The 14,324-nt window shown below is 59.4% G+C and carries 12 protein-coding genes and 1 tRNA gene; 7 read left to right on the top strand and 6 right to left on the bottom strand.

Features of this window, described 5'->3' with window-relative positions:
- The first annotated feature begins 88 nt into the window (after positions 1–88).
- Positions 89–286 (top strand): hypothetical protein, encoded by a 198-nt coding sequence (locus tag GC127_RS19280; protein ID WP_008280772.1) that lies wholly within the window; start codon positions 89–91, stop codon positions 284–286.
- A gap of 4 nt (positions 287–290) precedes the next feature.
- Here the strand turns inward: GC127_RS19280 and GC127_RS19275 are convergent, their stop codons facing one another.
- The 3 genes from GC127_RS19275 to GC127_RS19265 are packed head-to-tail and all read right to left on the bottom strand — an operon-like array spanning position 291 to position 2,589.
- Positions 291–1,007, bottom strand: coding sequence for an RlmE family RNA methyltransferase (locus GC127_RS19275; protein ID WP_008280771.1), 717 nt, complete (start codon positions 1,005–1,007; stop codon positions 291–293).
- 10 nt (positions 1,008–1,017) lie between these two features.
- Entirely contained in the window at positions 1,018–1,476 is a 459-nt protein-coding gene (locus tag GC127_RS19270; protein WP_151979241.1) for a phage tail protein, read from the bottom strand.
- Positions 1,477–2,589: a Ppx/GppA phosphatase family protein gene (locus tag GC127_RS19265; protein WP_008280769.1), complete on the bottom strand. Its 1,113-nt coding sequence runs from the start codon at positions 2,587–2,589 to the stop codon at positions 1,477–1,479.
- Positions 2,590–2,825: 236 nt separating this feature from the next.
- Between GC127_RS19265 and GC127_RS19260 the strand changes: the two genes are divergently transcribed.
- The 5 genes from GC127_RS19260 to GC127_RS19240 all read left to right on the top strand — a co-directional run bounded on the left by GC127_RS19260 (position 2,826) and on the right by GC127_RS19240 (position 8,117).
- The gene (locus GC127_RS19260; RefSeq protein ID WP_008280768.1) at positions 2,826–3,122 is read left to right on the top strand and encodes a virulence factor; all 297 of its coding nucleotides are present in this window, start codon (positions 2,826–2,828) and stop codon (positions 3,120–3,122) included.
- Between the two features lie 30 nt (positions 3,123–3,152).
- Positions 3,153–4,079, top strand: coding sequence for a 5,10-methylenetetrahydrofolate reductase (locus GC127_RS19255; RefSeq protein ID WP_081508498.1), 927 nt, complete (start codon positions 3,153–3,155; stop codon positions 4,077–4,079).
- Between the two features lie 9 nt (positions 4,080–4,088).
- Positions 4,089–5,150 carry a dihydropteroate synthase gene (locus tag GC127_RS19250; protein WP_151979240.1) on the top strand — a complete coding sequence of 354 codons (1,062 nt, stop codon included), beginning with the start codon at positions 4,089–4,091 and terminating at the stop codon, positions 5,148–5,150.
- Complete coding sequence (locus tag GC127_RS19245; protein WP_151992567.1) at positions 5,113–5,970, top strand: GIY-YIG nuclease family protein; 858 nt, start codon at positions 5,113–5,115, stop codon at positions 5,968–5,970. The genes GC127_RS19250 and GC127_RS19245 overlap by 38 nt, the downstream gene beginning before the upstream one ends.
- 83 nt (positions 5,971–6,053) lie before the next feature.
- Positions 6,054–8,117, top strand: a complete 2,064-nt coding sequence (locus tag GC127_RS19240; protein WP_199861290.1) for an AAA family ATPase — start codon at positions 6,054–6,056, stop codon at positions 8,115–8,117.
- 690 nt (positions 8,118–8,807) lie between these two features.
- On the opposite strand, the gene GC127_RS19235 is transcribed toward GC127_RS19240, so the two are convergent.
- The 3 genes from GC127_RS19235 to GC127_RS19220 form a co-directional block, all read right to left on the bottom strand.
- Entirely contained in the window at positions 8,808–11,990 is a 3,183-nt protein-coding gene (locus GC127_RS19235; protein WP_254700206.1) for a Hint domain-containing protein, read from the bottom strand.
- 728 nt (positions 11,991–12,718) lie between these two features.
- A tRNA-Thr gene (locus GC127_RS19225) sits at positions 12,719–12,794 on the bottom strand.
- Between the two features lie 53 nt (positions 12,795–12,847).
- A complete protein-coding gene (locus GC127_RS19220; protein WP_081506204.1) occupies positions 12,848–13,747 on the bottom strand; it encodes a hypothetical protein in 900 nt (299 codons plus the stop codon).
- A gap of 112 nt (positions 13,748–13,859) precedes the next feature.
- Here GC127_RS19220 and GC127_RS19215 point away from each other — a divergent pair, with 112 nt between their 5' ends.
- Positions 13,860–14,321: a (2Fe-2S)-binding protein gene (locus tag GC127_RS19215; protein WP_151979407.1), complete on the top strand. Its 462-nt coding sequence runs from the start codon at positions 13,860–13,862 to the stop codon at positions 14,319–14,321.
- Positions 14,322–14,324 lie beyond the last annotated feature (3 nt).

Below are 14,324 nucleotides of genomic sequence, written 5' to 3'. Positions count from 1 at the left end.
CAACGCACAATTCCCGCGCTAAAATCGCCGTAATCCTTTTGCAATCTTATCGCCGTTACAGAGTACACGCATTCACAAGAGGTTATTCATGTCCGATACCGATAAGCGCCCCAAGCTCGACCGCGCCCGCCATGCGCTTTTGTTCGAACTGATCCGGCAACGCGGCATGGCACATTCTGTCTCGCACAGACACATCAGCCAGCCGGAAACCGATCCCTCCGACCTGCACCTCTTTGTTCAGGCCGCCAGCCGCTCCATCGCCCCCGAAGACGGGAAAACCCACTGACCGCTCAGCCGCGAAACCCTGTGGCCACCACGAATTTCTCGGAACTGTCCGCACGGGACGCGGGCGGCTTGACATTGGCCACCTTGTCGAACCGCTTTTTCAGCAGCGTCTGCAACTCGCCCTCGGCCCCACCTGCCAGCACCTTGGAGACGAACGTGCCACCCACCTCCAGCACGTCAAAGGCCAGATAGGCCGCCGCCTCACACAGCGCGATGATGCGCAAATGGTCCGTCTGCTTGTGACCAGAGCTTGAGGCCGCCATGTCCGACATCACCACATCGGCCTTGCCCCCCAGCCAGTCCTTGACCTGCTGATCGGCATCATCCGCCATGAAATCCAGCTGATGGATCTCGCAGCCCATGATCGGCTCGACCTCTTGCAGGTCAACCCCGACAATGCGCCCAATCGCCTTGCCCTGTTTCTCGCCAAGCGCATTGACACGCGGCACCGCCACCTGACACCAGCCCCCCGGCGCACAGCCCAGATCAAGCACCCGCGCGCCCGGCACCAGAAACCGGAACTTGTCGTCCAATTCCATGATTTTGAACGCCGCGCGTCCGCGATAGCCCTCAACCTGCGCGCGCTTCACATAGGGATCGTTCAATTGCCGCTGCAACCAACGCGTCGACGACGATGTACGCCCGCGCGCGGTCTTGACCTTGACCGTCAGATCACGCTGGCCCCGCCCCGAGGTGTTTTTCCCATCCGGTGTCTTGGCCATCTAGCCTGCCTCACACATTTTCAATTGTCAGTCCTTCATGGGCGATCTCAATCGATTCAATCGCCACCTCATTGCCCTTGGCCTTCGGATCGGCGGCTGTCAGCTTGACCGGAAAGGCGTTTTTGACCCGCCAGATCATCGTCGGCGCACCGCTTTGATCCAGCAAGGCGATCGTCATATCTTTGCGCTTGATCACGTTCATATTGATCTCGGCGAACCAGTCAAAGATCGAGTTATCCTTGATAAGGATTCCCTTTTTCATGGTGATATTGCTCGGTTTTAGTATACCCGGCATTTTTACCTGCGAAAACACGGGCGAATTGCCCGCGCGATAGTCAATCCTCTGATTGTCCGGATCCAGCCCAGAGACCTCTTGGAAATTCAGCTCCGCGGTATCCCATGTCACCCGGAAATAAAACTTCGGCAAAGGCCAGATGTTTTGCGATTGCGCCGATCCGTCATCCCCCATCTATCCGTCCCTTTCCGTCAACACGCCATCCGCCGCCATCTGGGCATACAGCATGCCTTCACGCAGGCCCCGGTCTGCCACGCTCAACCGATCCGTAGGCCAGCACCGCAGCAGCGCCTGCAAAATCGCCGCCCCCGACATGATCAGCGCTTGGCGGTCCTGACCGATACGCGGATCACGCCGCCGCCCCGCAGGCCCAAGCGCCAGATAGGACCGGATCACCCGATCAATCTCGTCGCTGGTCATGGTCAAGCCATCCACCTTGTTCCGGTCATAGCGCTTGAGGCCCAGATGACTGGCCGCAACGGTCGTCACTGTGCCAGAGGTGCCGACAATCTGAAACCCGTCCCGCGATTGCTCGTCCTTATAGGGGGCGAATTCGGCAAGGTTCTCTTCAAAGAACCAACTCATCAACGCAAACCGCGCCGCGTCATCCTCGACATCGCGAAATTGATCGCGCAACGTCGCCACGCCAAGCGGAACACTGATCCAATCCACGACCCGCGCCGCTGGCAGGCCAACGGGGCTGGCGTGAAACCCCAGATGCATGCGCATGATCGCGCGCCGCCGCTCGGAATGCGGCACCGCCGTCAGGTCGATCCACACCAGTTCCGTGGACCCGCCGCCAATATCCACCACCAGCAATTGATCGGTGCGTTGATTGACCAGCGGCGCACAAGAGACGACCGCCAATTGCGCCTCTTCTTGCGGCGCGATGATATCCAGCCTCAGCCCCGTTTCGCGCTCCACGCGCTGCATGAAATCGGCCCCGTTGCTGGCGCGCCTGCAGGCTTCTGTTGCAACCAGCCGCATCCGCGTCACCCCGTGACGCTTCAACTTTTGCTTGCAAACCCGGAGCGCCTGAATCGTCCGGTAAATCGACGCCCGCGACAAGCGGCCAGAGCCTTCCAGCCCTGCGCCCAACTGCACCGATTTCGAAAAGCTGTCCACGACTTTGAACTGATGACCCTCAGGTTGGGCAATCAGCATGCGGCAACTGTTTGTTCCCAGATCAAGTGCCGCATAGAGCGGCCCCCGATCCGGACGGGTCAGTGCGGGGCTCTCAACCGTGTTCGGGACCGCGCCCGCACTTTCGGGACGCTTGGGCGTCATCGCAACACGCCCTCCATTTCAAGTTATCCCCAAACTAGTCCGAAGCGCAGGCGCACGCAAGCGTTGCGAGGGGTCATGATGATGATGAGTATTTTTCGCAATTGCCCCCATGGCCCCTCTGGCGACGCGCCGCTACTGTGCGCAGGTCGCATGACGCGCCCGTTCTGTCGAAATCCGACCCTGCGCAACGTCGCACCTGCATTACGTAGGGACCACGAAGGAAAAAGGAATCAGCCATGGTTGACGTCACCATCGTTTACTGGCGGGACATCCCCGCTCAGGTCATCGTCGGCAAAGGCCGTCGCGGCAGCAAGGTTCAGCTGCCCGAACGGTTTGAGCAGGCCATCGACCGTGCAGCGATGAAATGCGGCGCAGCAGGCACCGATGCCTATCTCGCTGAATGGCGCAAGGCTGATCCCTATCCCATCGAAGGCGAACCCGACGCCGTCGCCCAATCCGAGGCGGCCCGGATCGACGCAGAATTCGATCAGGAGCGTATCAAGGCCCTGATCGCGAATGATGGCTGGGCGTGAATGCGCTCTGGAACTCTATGGGAGGCCGCGATGGCTCTGTTCAATTTCAAGAAGCGTGAGAAGTTCACCCCCGCCAATGGTCAGCTCGAGGCTTTCCTTGAGGGCTATTCCATCGAGGTGATGCCGCGCACCGCCGAAAAGGTCGAGAATTTCCGCGACCTTCTGCCCGCAGGCACCCGCGTCTACATCGCCCATATCGAAGGCACCCCGATCGAGGATATGGTCGCCACCGCCAAGCGTCTGGCCACCGATGGCTATCCCGTGATGCCGCACTTCCCGGCCCGCATCATCAAGGACCGCGCCACCCTCGCCGATTGGATCGCCCGCTACCAAGGCGAGGCAGGCGTCGACCAAGCACTCCTGCTCGCCGGTGGCGTCACCACCCCGCATGGCGATTTCGACAGCTCCATGCAGCTGATGGAATCCGGTGAATTCGACCGCGCAGGCTTCAAGCGCCTGCATGTCGCTGGCCACCCCGAAGGCAACAAAGATATCGACCCCGACGGCAGCATGAAGAATGTCGAGGATGCCCTTCGCTGGAAACAGAAATTCTCGGAAACCACCGACGCCAAAATGGCGCTCGCCACCCAATTCGCCTTCGAGGCCAAGCCGATCATCGCATGGGCCGACAACCTCAAGGCCGCGGGCATCGACCTTCCCATCCATATCGGCATCGCTGGCCCCGCCAAGCTGCAAACCCTGATCAAATTCGCCATCGCCTGCGGTGTCGGCCCCTCGCTCAAGGTTCTGCAGAAACGCGCCATGGATGTCTCGAAACTGCTCCTGCCCTATGAGCCGACCGAGGTTTTGACCGAACTCGCCGCCCACAAGGCCGCCAACCCCGATTTCAACATCGAGCATGTGCATTTCTTCCCGCTTGGCGGGATCAAGGCCAATGCCGAATGGGCCATCGACAACGGCGGGGCCTCCGCCACGCCCGCCAACCAGCAAGGATAAGACCAAACCATGACCCGCACCATCGTCGAGAGCAAAACCAAAACCGCCGTCATCGGCTTTGACGAGCCCTTCTGCGTCATTGGCGAACGCATCAACCCCACGGGCCGCAAGAAACTCGCCGCCGAACTTGAGGCGGGCGATTTCTCCACCGTCGAATCCGATGCGCAGGCTCAGGCCGCCGCCGGGGCCACCGTGCTCGATATCAACGCAGGTGTGGTCTACAACTCCAACCCCAACCCCAACGAGACCGAACCGCCCCTCATGACCAAGATGATCGAGCTGGTTCAGGGCCTCGTTGACCTGCCCCTCTGCATCGACTCATCCGTGCCCGCCGCCCTCGAGGCCGGTCTAATGGCCGCCCATGGCCGGCCGCTCCTCAATTCGGTGACAGGCGAAGAAGACCGTCTCGAATACGTCCTGCCGCTGGTCAAGAAATACAATGTGCCGGTCGTGGCCATCTCGAACGACGACACCGGCATTTCCGAAGACCCCGATGTGCGCTTTGCCGTCGCCAAGAAAATCGTCGAACGGGCCGCCGATTTCGGCATTCCCGCCTATGACATCGTCGTCGATCCGCTGGTGATGCCCGTGGGCGCAATGGCCACGGCGGGCCGTCAGGTCTTTACCCTTGTGCGCCGCCTGCGCGAGGAATTGGGCGTCAACACCACCTGTGGCGCGTCGAACATCTCCTTTGGCCTGCCCAACCGCCACGGCATCAACAACGCCTTTCTGCCCATGGCGATGCAGTCGGGCATGACCTCTGCGATCATGAACCCGATTGCCCTGCCGGTAAAACAATCCGAGATCGAGGCGAAAAAGGCCGAAGTCGCCGCCTCTGGCCTGATCCTCCCCGATGACATGGATGACGAGACCTTCTGCCAACTCTTCGGTCTCGGCTCCACCAAGGCGCGTCCGGGCAAGGAAATGGAGGCGATCATGGCCGCCAACTTCCTGATGAACGCTGATCCGCATGGCGGCAACTGGATCAAGTTCAACAAAGCCCCCCCCAAACCCGGCGAAGAAGTCCGCGCCGGTGGCCGCGCCGGAAGCCGCAGCCGCCGCCGGGGCTAACCCCGACCGTTTTCACCTCGCGCTGCGTTGTCGCCTTTGTGGCGCTGTAATCAAGGTCAGGCTGTTCACGCTCATGTCGGCGCAACCGCTGTGCCCCACCTGCGTGCAGACCGGTTGGATTTCAACGGCAAGGGCTGCGGGCCTGACATTTCTCGGTCGCTGCGCCGATGACCAGCACTATGCATTTTACGAAGCGCCTTGCGGGCACCAACTCCGCCGACAGTTTGAGATCGTTGAACGTGTTGCGACAGGCGAAACCGGCGTCCGGTGCGACATTTGCCATAAAGAAAATGAACAAGATGAAGCGACGGCACAGGGTTGGCGGCTCATCGGCCCAGATCCTGACGGCAATGCAAATTACCGCAGATACCAACACATCGACTGCGAACATGTCCAGCGCATCGCGCGGGTGAACATGCAATCGGGCCGGGTCGGTTGCGGTGGCTGTGGAGAGAAATGGACCGCCGCCCCGAGCCACCTCTATGCGATGCATTTCGTCCTGCCGAACAGCCGCGAACTCGTGAAGGTCGGATATTCGAACAATCCTGAAAGCCGCCTTTATCATCAGCTTTCCCGCGATCCGAACATGCCCCGCAAACTCCTCAGGACGATTCCCGTCGCGTCGGGCCAGATGGCTATCACGTTGGAAAAGGCGCTCCACCGTAAACTGCGCGACGAGCATCCCGACGCTGTCGTCGATCCGGACGTCTACCACGGCCTGATCAAAGTGCAGTCAGAGGTCTACGACGCCGCCCTGACTGCAAAAATTCTGGCTGAACTGGACGCGATTGCCAGCCGCATTGCCCCGCCCGCCTCATAACCCGCAAAGAACAGCCATCACGTGTCTCCGACCGAATACGGTCGGAAATCACCATTCACATATTCTATATGGAGGGCGCGATTATGCCCATGAACACAGCACAAAAACCCGATTGGTCGACTTACGCCGACACACTGATCACGCGTCTGCGCAAGGTCCACGGCGTCCATTTTCCGGACGAGAAAGACGATCCGTCAGAACTGGATATTCTTTTTCAAAAATTTGAGGGGCCCGAACCGGTCGAAAAGTTTTCAGATAGTGCTGACCTTCCGTCCCGTTACGTTCCCGCGCGCCAGTTGCTGTCCGTCATCCGCCTCGCGGCCACCATTGGGTCGCCGGATGCTGAGAGTGCCGCGTATCATTGCGGGGCCATCACCGTCATCAGCGGTATCGCTGTTGAGGATCTGGTGACGTTCACGAACACGATCAAGGATGTGTTTCCTTCGCACTGGGAAATCATCGCCCCCGACGTGACCGACGGGGAGATCGCAATGAGCTCAAAAACTCATGTAATGCGAATGGTGAGGGATAATCTGGACAAGATTAAGCCGCTGCTCATCCTCCAGGCGGACGGCCTCTTACTGCCAAAGGCCTTGCTGATGACCACCCACACGCTCTGTCAGTTGGTCCCGGCGACTCATGACGTGATGATGACGTTCCTGGAAAATGGTCATCTCGCCGAACAAGTTGCCGGTGCCGGAAACCTTCGTGCCGCCTTGCCATCAGAGGCCGACCTTCAAACGCTCAGCACGATCGAAATCTGCGCCGCTCTACGCACGCCAGTATTGCATCAAGCCGTCGAACGCTTGGGACAGATGGCCCATCACGACGTCCATACGTCTGGACCGCGTCTTGAGGACATGCGCGGCGACAGCACGGCTCTCACCGCTGCCAGGCGTATCGTCACTGACCTTCAGGACTGGAAAGCTGGCAAGGCCCGGTGGCATGAGATCAGCCGCTCCCTCCTGCTTTACGGCGCACCTGGCACAGGAAAAACATGGCTCGCCCGCGCGATGGCAAACAGCGCGGGACTCAATCTCGTGACCGGAACCTTTGGAGAATGGCAAGCCGCAGGCCATCTGGGCGACATGCTGCGCGAGATGCGAGCGGCCTTTGCCGAAGCGCGGCGCAAGGCTCCATGCGTGTTGGTGATCGACGAGATCGATGCCGTTGGATCACGCGATGCACTTGATCGTCATTCCAGTAACTATCGCACCCAAGTGATCACAACCTTCCTTACCGAGCTTGACCAGATCGCCCGACAGGAAGGTGTGATCGTCGTAGGAACCTGCAACCACATCGAGAGGATCGATCCCGCAGTTCTCCGCGCCGGTCGGATGGACATCAAGATCGAAGTCCTTCCCCCTGATGCCGACGCCATTCTCGAGATCCTCCGTTTCCATCTGTCAGAGGATATCGCAGACCATGATCTGCGCCGCCTGTCACGCCGCGCTGTTGGCAAGACGGCTGCCGACATCGATGCCGCGATCCGTGCCGCGCGTTCCGACGCGAGACACGCGCGCAGTATGTTGTCCCTTGGCATGCTTGAGACGTATATGGATCTTGATCCGCGCCATGAAAACCGAAACCGGACCTGGCGGATCGCTGTTCATGAAGCGGGACATGCCGTGGTCGCCCGAGCGCTTCAAATCGGTGAAATCAAGCGTATCATGATCACTGACCTAGGCGGTCGGATCGACTGCCTGATGCACACGAGTGAAAGCCGCTTATCTGACATCGAGGCCCAGATCGCCTACTCTATGGCAGGGCGCGCGGCCGAACGCCTGATCCTCGGTGAAATCTCCGCCGGCGCAGGCGGCCCCGCTCATTCGGACCTCGCACTCGCAACGCGGGCGGCCCTCAACATCGAAACCACCTTTGGCTTAGGCTTGCAGGGGCCGGTCTGGCACGAGAACCCCGACGCCGTCCATCTCACAACGCCCGCCATCAGGGACCGGGTCCTGCAGCGGATCACTCAAGCTGAAAGTCGCGCAGGGAAAATCCTTCTAGAGAATGCACATTATCTCGAGACATTGGCGCGCCATCTCGTCGAAAACAGATCACTCAAGGCCGAGGCAATCAATCGCCTCCTCGATGGCGTTAACGCCCATAGCACGGCGCACCCACACCAAGATATTTCTGCCTAAACCGACCCAAAACCTACCACTATCCCGCCACCTCCACCGCCACCTTCCCTTCCACGAAAGCACAGAACTCTCAGCCCACACCCACCCATATATATCTTAAAAGGACCCGCGGGGGCGCAGCCCCCGCATCCCGGAGGCGTGAAGACGCCGCCGTCAGGCGAAATTGCAAAATTTTGCCCTCACCGGCTGCCGCTTTCGGCAGCCCTCAATAACCGTCGATCTTGACAGACCTACCCGAACTTCAAGAGCCGCAACCTTGCCCCACATCCACTTCCCACTCTCACAACAAACAGTCGCCACAAATATCTCTACACCCCTCGTTGACCGACAATTGATGAGTTTCTGCATGACAACTTGCATGACAATTTGCATGACCGAAAAACATTAAATTGTTTAAAAACATCATGTTATTTGACACCATCAATGCAAAAGAATCCTCCTCGGTCCGCCATTTATCCCCTTGATCCAGCTGAAATTCTTCTAACAATCTGATCTGCCCTCTGGCCCAGAAATCTGGGTCGTGTGCCTCGGCGTGTCGCTGCAAGATGCGGTGCTTTGCCGCCCCTCTGCGCACAAAACACCCCTCACGCCCCTGCCCCAGCCGCCCCTCGCAAACCACCCATCAAAAACGAAACAATCCCGGCTCTTAACCGGGATTGTCCACGTTTTGATAACAATCAGGCCCGCCGTTCAGCGCACCAGCAATTGCGCCTCATGCCGCTTGAGCGAGCGCCGCGCCGCCTGATAGGCTTCGATCCCCTCGACTGCGCGCAACTCCGGGAAGAGGTCATAGATCTCGTCCCGCTGTGCCGCGCCCATGCCGTCCAGAACCTGCTCACCGGGTTGGAAACTCTCGGTCCAGGTGCCGTTCGACAGAACCACCTCATGCTGATCGCACATAAAGTGGATATAGGTGGCTGCGCGTGTCTCGACTTGGCTCACACCCTCGATCCCGATCAGGTGCTTGGCCGCGGCCAACACCTCACGCTCTTCGAAATAAAGCGCGGCACGATCCGAATTGAGCAGGATGCGGTGCTGCGGGCTCAAAAGCATGTCCCGCTCCGGCAAACCATGCCCCAGCGAACCAGCACGGATCAGGATTGGGCGCAGATGCGGCGAGCGCGCCAATTCGTCCCCGCTCAGCCCCCGCTGACCGATCCAACGGATCTCTTGCAGACCGTTGTCGCGGGTGATCACCTTGTCTCCAACCTTCAACTCTTCCACCAGCTTTTCGCCACGCGGCGTGGCAATCGCCGTGCCGGGGGTAAAGCAAGGAATAAGGTTCTCGATCTCGCCAAACACCAAAGATCCGGTAACCGTCCCATCACGATCCTGGAAGTTGACCGTGCCCGAGGTCGAATCGCCGTCCGGGTCCGTTGTCTGCCCGACAATCTCGAACCGACCCAGACCGCGCAGGTCGAGCGTGTCAAAATCGTCGCCGCCGGTGCCACCATCAATTGTGTCACCCGCGCCAACATCAACGAACACATCGCGGTCATCAAGGCCAACAAGACGATCCGCACCCAAACCACCGCTGATCGTATCATTGCCGGCACCGCCGGTGATCGTGTCATCCCCCTGACCACCAATCAAAGAGTCGTTGCCGTCAGCGCCCACGATGAAATCGTTGTCAATGCCACCGTCGATCACATCATCCCCGGCACCGCCGAGAATTGTGTCATCATCGTCCTGACCAAAGATCGTGTCATTGCCATCGCCGCCGTCGATCAAGTCCCGGCCATTGCCCGGCTCCGGATCGGTCGCATCAGGAATATTGATCGAGTCGGGAAAGCCTTCCTCAAGCCCGCCAAAGATCACATCGTCCCCGGCACCGCCGTTGATCGTGTCAGACCCTTCGCCACCGATCAGCGTGTCATTGCCGTCATCGCCGTCGATCACATCAGCATCAATGCCACCGTCGATCAAATCCGCCCCGGCCCCGCCGGAAATCGTATCCGCATCGTCGCCGGTGGTGATCACATCGTCGCCATCACCGCCAAACACCAGATCGCGGTCATTCTCGGGATCAAGATCGGCCGGCACCGTGGTGCCGAAACCAAGATCAGGCAAAGGCAACGTCGACGTAGAGGTGCCGGAATCAATGGTGTCATTGCCCGCGCCGCCGTCAATCGTATCAGAGCCATCCTCGCCAAAGATCAGATCAGCCCCGTCAGCCCCGTCAACCTGATCATCGCCAACCCCGGCAAAGACCACGTCATCCCCGGCACCCGCCCGGATGCTGTCATCATTCGGCGCAGCCCCCGGCAAAAGCGCGTCATCGTTGTCAACGAAATCGCCGTCCGGATCGCCTGCATAGCCCAGATCAATCAGATCGTCTCCGGCAGTGCCATCCACAATCCCGTCACGGGTGGGCGGCGGCGGCGGCGGGGCGATGCCCACCGTGACTGTCACGGTGGCCGTATCGGTGCCACCATTGCCATCCGAAATCGTGTAATCAAACGTATCCGTGCCGCTGAACCCGGCGTTCGGCGTATAGGTCACGGTGCCGTCGCCATTGACCGTGGTGGTGCCATTGGCCCCATCCGTGGCTCCTGTCACCGACAGCGGGTCGAAATCCGCATCGGTATCATTGGCCAGAACCGGAATCGTAACCTCTGTTTCAAATCCTGTCGTGACACCGTCGTCATTGACAGCATCCGGCACGGTATTGTCGGGCCGGATCAGGTTTTCGATCTCGGCAAAGGTCATGTCGCCGGTCACAGCCCCATCGCTGCCCAGAAATTCGACCCGACCAGAGGTCGAATTGCCATCCGGATCAACCGTCTCATCCACCACGCGCAGGGGGCCCGCACCGCGCAGATCAAGCGTGTCATTGTCCACGCCCGTGCTACCGCCATCCACCACATCGCCTGCCGTGCCGCCGATGATCAAGTCTTCGTCAGCCCCGCCAGAGATATTGTCCGCACCGGCACCGCCCGACAGAACGTCGTTCCCGGCCTCACCCAAGAGCGTATCGTCACCCTCGCCGCCAACCAGCGTATCGTCGCCCGGCAATCCGGCATCGACCACGCCCCCCGTCAGCCCGAAATACACATCCGTGACATTCAGACCATCCGATGTGCCATCGGCATCAGAATACCGGATCACAAGCTGCGATACCGGTCCTGCAATCGACACCGTAAGACTATGCGCCGGGCCGTCATCGGTGCCCGACCCCGCACCCATCGCTTGCTCCGCGCTCAGCACCGTCACGGCCGAGCCCCCGACAAGGGTCACGGGGATCAGGTTATCCGCCGCGTCAAAGGCAAAGATCTGCACATTCTCTGTGCCATCAAGGTCATTGATATTGAACGAAACATTCGAAACTTCGGACGAGAATTCAAGCTTGAGATCGGTCGATCCCGGCGCTGCCAGATCCGCCGACAGCGAACTGCCCCCATCAGCCACAGTGCCATCCGTGACAACCCCTGTCACATTCTGCGGATTGTCAGCAAAGGTGGTATCATCGGTCACGGTGCTGGTCAGCACCGAAAAGGTCACATCGACAGAGCCGGTATTCTGCGTAAACGCTGTGATTGGATCGCCCGCATCGATCGGATCGGCACCATTGGGATCGGGCGCCTCGCTCCACTGGAACACTTCCCGCGCACCCGCCGTCGCATCGGGCGTATCGCCCACCAACAGGTCATTGCCCGCGCCGCCCTCGACCGAGTCGCTTCCCGATCCGGCAAATACCGTATCGTTACCAGCACCAGCCAGAATGGTGTCATCGCCGCCAAATCCGTCCACGACGTCATCGTTCGACCCGTCGGGCGCATCATTTGCATCAATCCGATCCCCCTCGGGATCGCCCGTGTAGGCAATATCAATTCTATTTCCGGAATTGTCGCCGTCGACTCTGTTAATTGCCATGTTCCATCTCCCGTGCCTCACCGACACATGCTTGCGACCCTGTTCAAAACGCCTGCATCGATCCCGATTCAACGGAACAAGAGCGACCGGCACAGAACCAAAGGGAAGGAATGCCCAACGGCATTACACAACGGGACGAAACAGCCCAAAACTTCCAATAACTGCGATCATTAAAGAGTCGGGGATTGCGGCAGCTTTCCACGAAACATCGCGTTGGTTTTGTGCGGTCGCCCCCGCGACCTACAGACATGACCCCCCAGATGGGCTGTCCAGACATTATCCTTTTGAATAGTCTGGCCCAAGTGGAATCTGGCGCAAACGTGCCGAAAATACGCCTCTTAGGTTAATTTTGGCCTTGTTATCGCCACAAATCCCCCTCCGAAGACACGCCAACTGTTTCTGTCTCTGGGCAGGGATTCATCAAAAATTACGCGAAATTAAAGCAAAACGCTCGGATTTCAGCACGACTCACACGCATAGCGTGTGTTTGTTTCGGATCCCATGACATATCCGCGCAAACACGGGCTTCAGGGCGCCTCTGTGTTTAAAAAAAGGCAGAGCGGAAAATTCGGCAACAATGCACCACACAAAACGTCTCTGTTGCCAGATTGGAAACACGACTCTCCAAAGATAGCCGCGAATCTCTGAATAGCTGTGGATAACATCCCCGGCCACACATCCGCATGACCGGACTAAGCCTGCCGCCGTGTTGATCACATTTTGGGAAATGGTGCCCCCACACGGACTCGAACCGCGGACCTACTGATTACAAATCAGTTGCTCTACCAGCTGAGCTATAGGGGCTTGCGCGCCTGATTAGCCAAGCCTTTCCACCTCTGCAAGCAGAAATCGCGTGCTCAGGGCGTGATAACTTGAACGCCCTGCATGCGTTGGATCGTATACAGGTCCTCATCATAGAGTTCCGTCAGTTTCGCCACCAGCGCATCGGTCCAGCCCGGCGCATCCAATTCTTCTTCGATCGCCGCCTCATCGGCGAACTTGTCAAGAAAGGCCGCCACCACCCGCCTCTTCTGCACCTCGGTCAGGCCGGGATGCGACGCCAGATAGCCGCGAAACCGCTCACGCCCCGCCGGGGTCATGATCTCTTCGATCAGGCTGAATTCCCCTTCAAATGCGACCGTCGGATCAATGCCCGCCATTTCCCGCACAACCTGGCTCCAGATCAGTGGCGTATCTTCGTTGCACCACACCGTCACTGGAATATCCGGATGATGCCGCAGCACCCGCGTGATCAACTCGGACCAGCGCAGATGCGCAGCATCATGGCCCCGCAACAGCGCCTCGACCGTGTCAAAGTCGGTCTCTTTCAGAAGAGGCGGCAGGAACGTCGCCGGATTGACCACCCCGATAAACAGTTCCAGATGATCATCCGGAAACAACTGCCGAAACAGGTTCAACCGATGTTCGGCCGCGCCGTACAATACGCCCCCATTCACCGCCATCTTGGGCGTGCCGAAAAACCCCGGATTGGACAGGACCAGCCGATCCACAGCCCCCTCGTTGCTGATCGCATCCACCAAAACATCACGCGCATCCGGGGCAAGCCCCGAGTCCTGCGCGTGGTGCAATACATCGCGTACCAAACGGCGATAGCGCTGCGGATCGGGAACATTGGTTCCGTGACGCGCCAGCATTTCGCGATTGGCGGACAGGCAGTTGATCAGCCTGTCCTCGTCAGTGTGATGGGCGCCTGCGTGAATGACAACCTGCATCCGTTTTCCGGTCTCTTGGATCATTGCCCCTCACTATACGGTCTTTGCGCCCGAGTGAAACAGCAATTGCCATGCCATCTGGACAACTGAACCGATCAGTTTATCCTTGACCCTATCCCTGTCACAAAGGCCACCCATGCAACTCACCGTCAACGGCACCGCACATTCTCTTGAGGATCTCGAACCCGAAATGCCGCTCCTGTGGGCGCTGCGCGATGTTCTGGGCCTCACCGGGCCGAAATATGGCTGCGGCATCGCCCAATGCGGTGCCTGCACCGTCCATATCGACGGCGTGGCCACCCGCTCTTGTCAGGTGGCGGTGGGCGATGTCTGGGGGCCTGTGACCACGATCGAGGGGCTGGGCACCCCCAACGCGCCGCATCCCGTGCAGGCCGCGTGGATCGCGCATCAGGTGGCGCAATGCGGCTATTGCCAGTCCGGCCAGATCATGCAGGCCGCAAGCCTCCTGAGTGAAACCCCCGATCCCACCGATACCGAGATTGACGACGCACTCTCCGGCAATCTCTGCCGCTGCGGCACCTATCCGCGCATCCGCGAGGCGGTCAAAACCGCCGCGCGCACGCTTAAGGGGGCATGACTC

The organism is Roseovarius sp. EC-HK134, from assembly GCF_902498815.1.
Lineage (GTDB): Bacteria > Pseudomonadota > Alphaproteobacteria > Rhodobacterales > Rhodobacteraceae > Roseovarius > Roseovarius mucosus_A.
The sequence above is the reverse complement of the archived record's forward strand: the minus strand, read 5'-3'. Positions and strand labels throughout refer to the sequence as shown.

What these genes read in the sequence shown, in the direction of transcription:
- GC127_RS19280 (WP_008280772.1), top strand. Translation starts at nt 89, where the DNA reads ATGTCCGATACCGATAAGCGCCCCAAGCTCGACCGCGCCCGCCATGCG.
- GC127_RS19275 (WP_008280771.1), bottom strand. Translation starts at nt 1,007, where the DNA reads ATGGCCAAGACACCGGATGGGAAAAACACCTCGGGGCGGGGCCAGCGT.
- GC127_RS19270 (WP_151979241.1), bottom strand. Translation starts at nt 1,476, where the DNA reads ATGGGGGATGACGGATCGGCGCAATCGCAAAACATCTGGCCTTTGCCG.
- GC127_RS19265 (WP_008280769.1), bottom strand. Translation starts at nt 2,589, where the DNA reads ATGACGCCCAAGCGTCCCGAAAGTGCGGGCGCGGTCCCGAACACGGTT.
- GC127_RS19260 (WP_008280768.1), top strand. Translation starts at nt 2,826, where the DNA reads ATGGTTGACGTCACCATCGTTTACTGGCGGGACATCCCCGCTCAGGTC.
- GC127_RS19255 (WP_081508498.1), top strand. Translation starts at nt 3,153, where the DNA reads ATGGCTCTGTTCAATTTCAAGAAGCGTGAGAAGTTCACCCCCGCCAAT.
- GC127_RS19250 (WP_151979240.1), top strand. Translation starts at nt 4,089, where the DNA reads ATGACCCGCACCATCGTCGAGAGCAAAACCAAAACCGCCGTCATCGGC.
- GC127_RS19240 (WP_199861290.1), top strand. Translation starts at nt 6,054, where the DNA reads ATGCCCATGAACACAGCACAAAAACCCGATTGGTCGACTTACGCCGAC.
- GC127_RS19235 (WP_254700206.1), bottom strand. Translation starts at nt 11,990, where the DNA reads ATGGCAATTAACAGAGTCGACGGCGACAATTCCGGAAATAGAATTGAT.
- GC127_RS19220 (WP_081506204.1), bottom strand. Translation starts at nt 13,747, where the DNA reads ATGATCCAAGAGACCGGAAAACGGATGCAGGTTGTCATTCACGCAGGC.
- GC127_RS19215 (WP_151979407.1), top strand. Translation starts at nt 13,860, where the DNA reads ATGCAACTCACCGTCAACGGCACCGCACATTCTCTTGAGGATCTCGAA.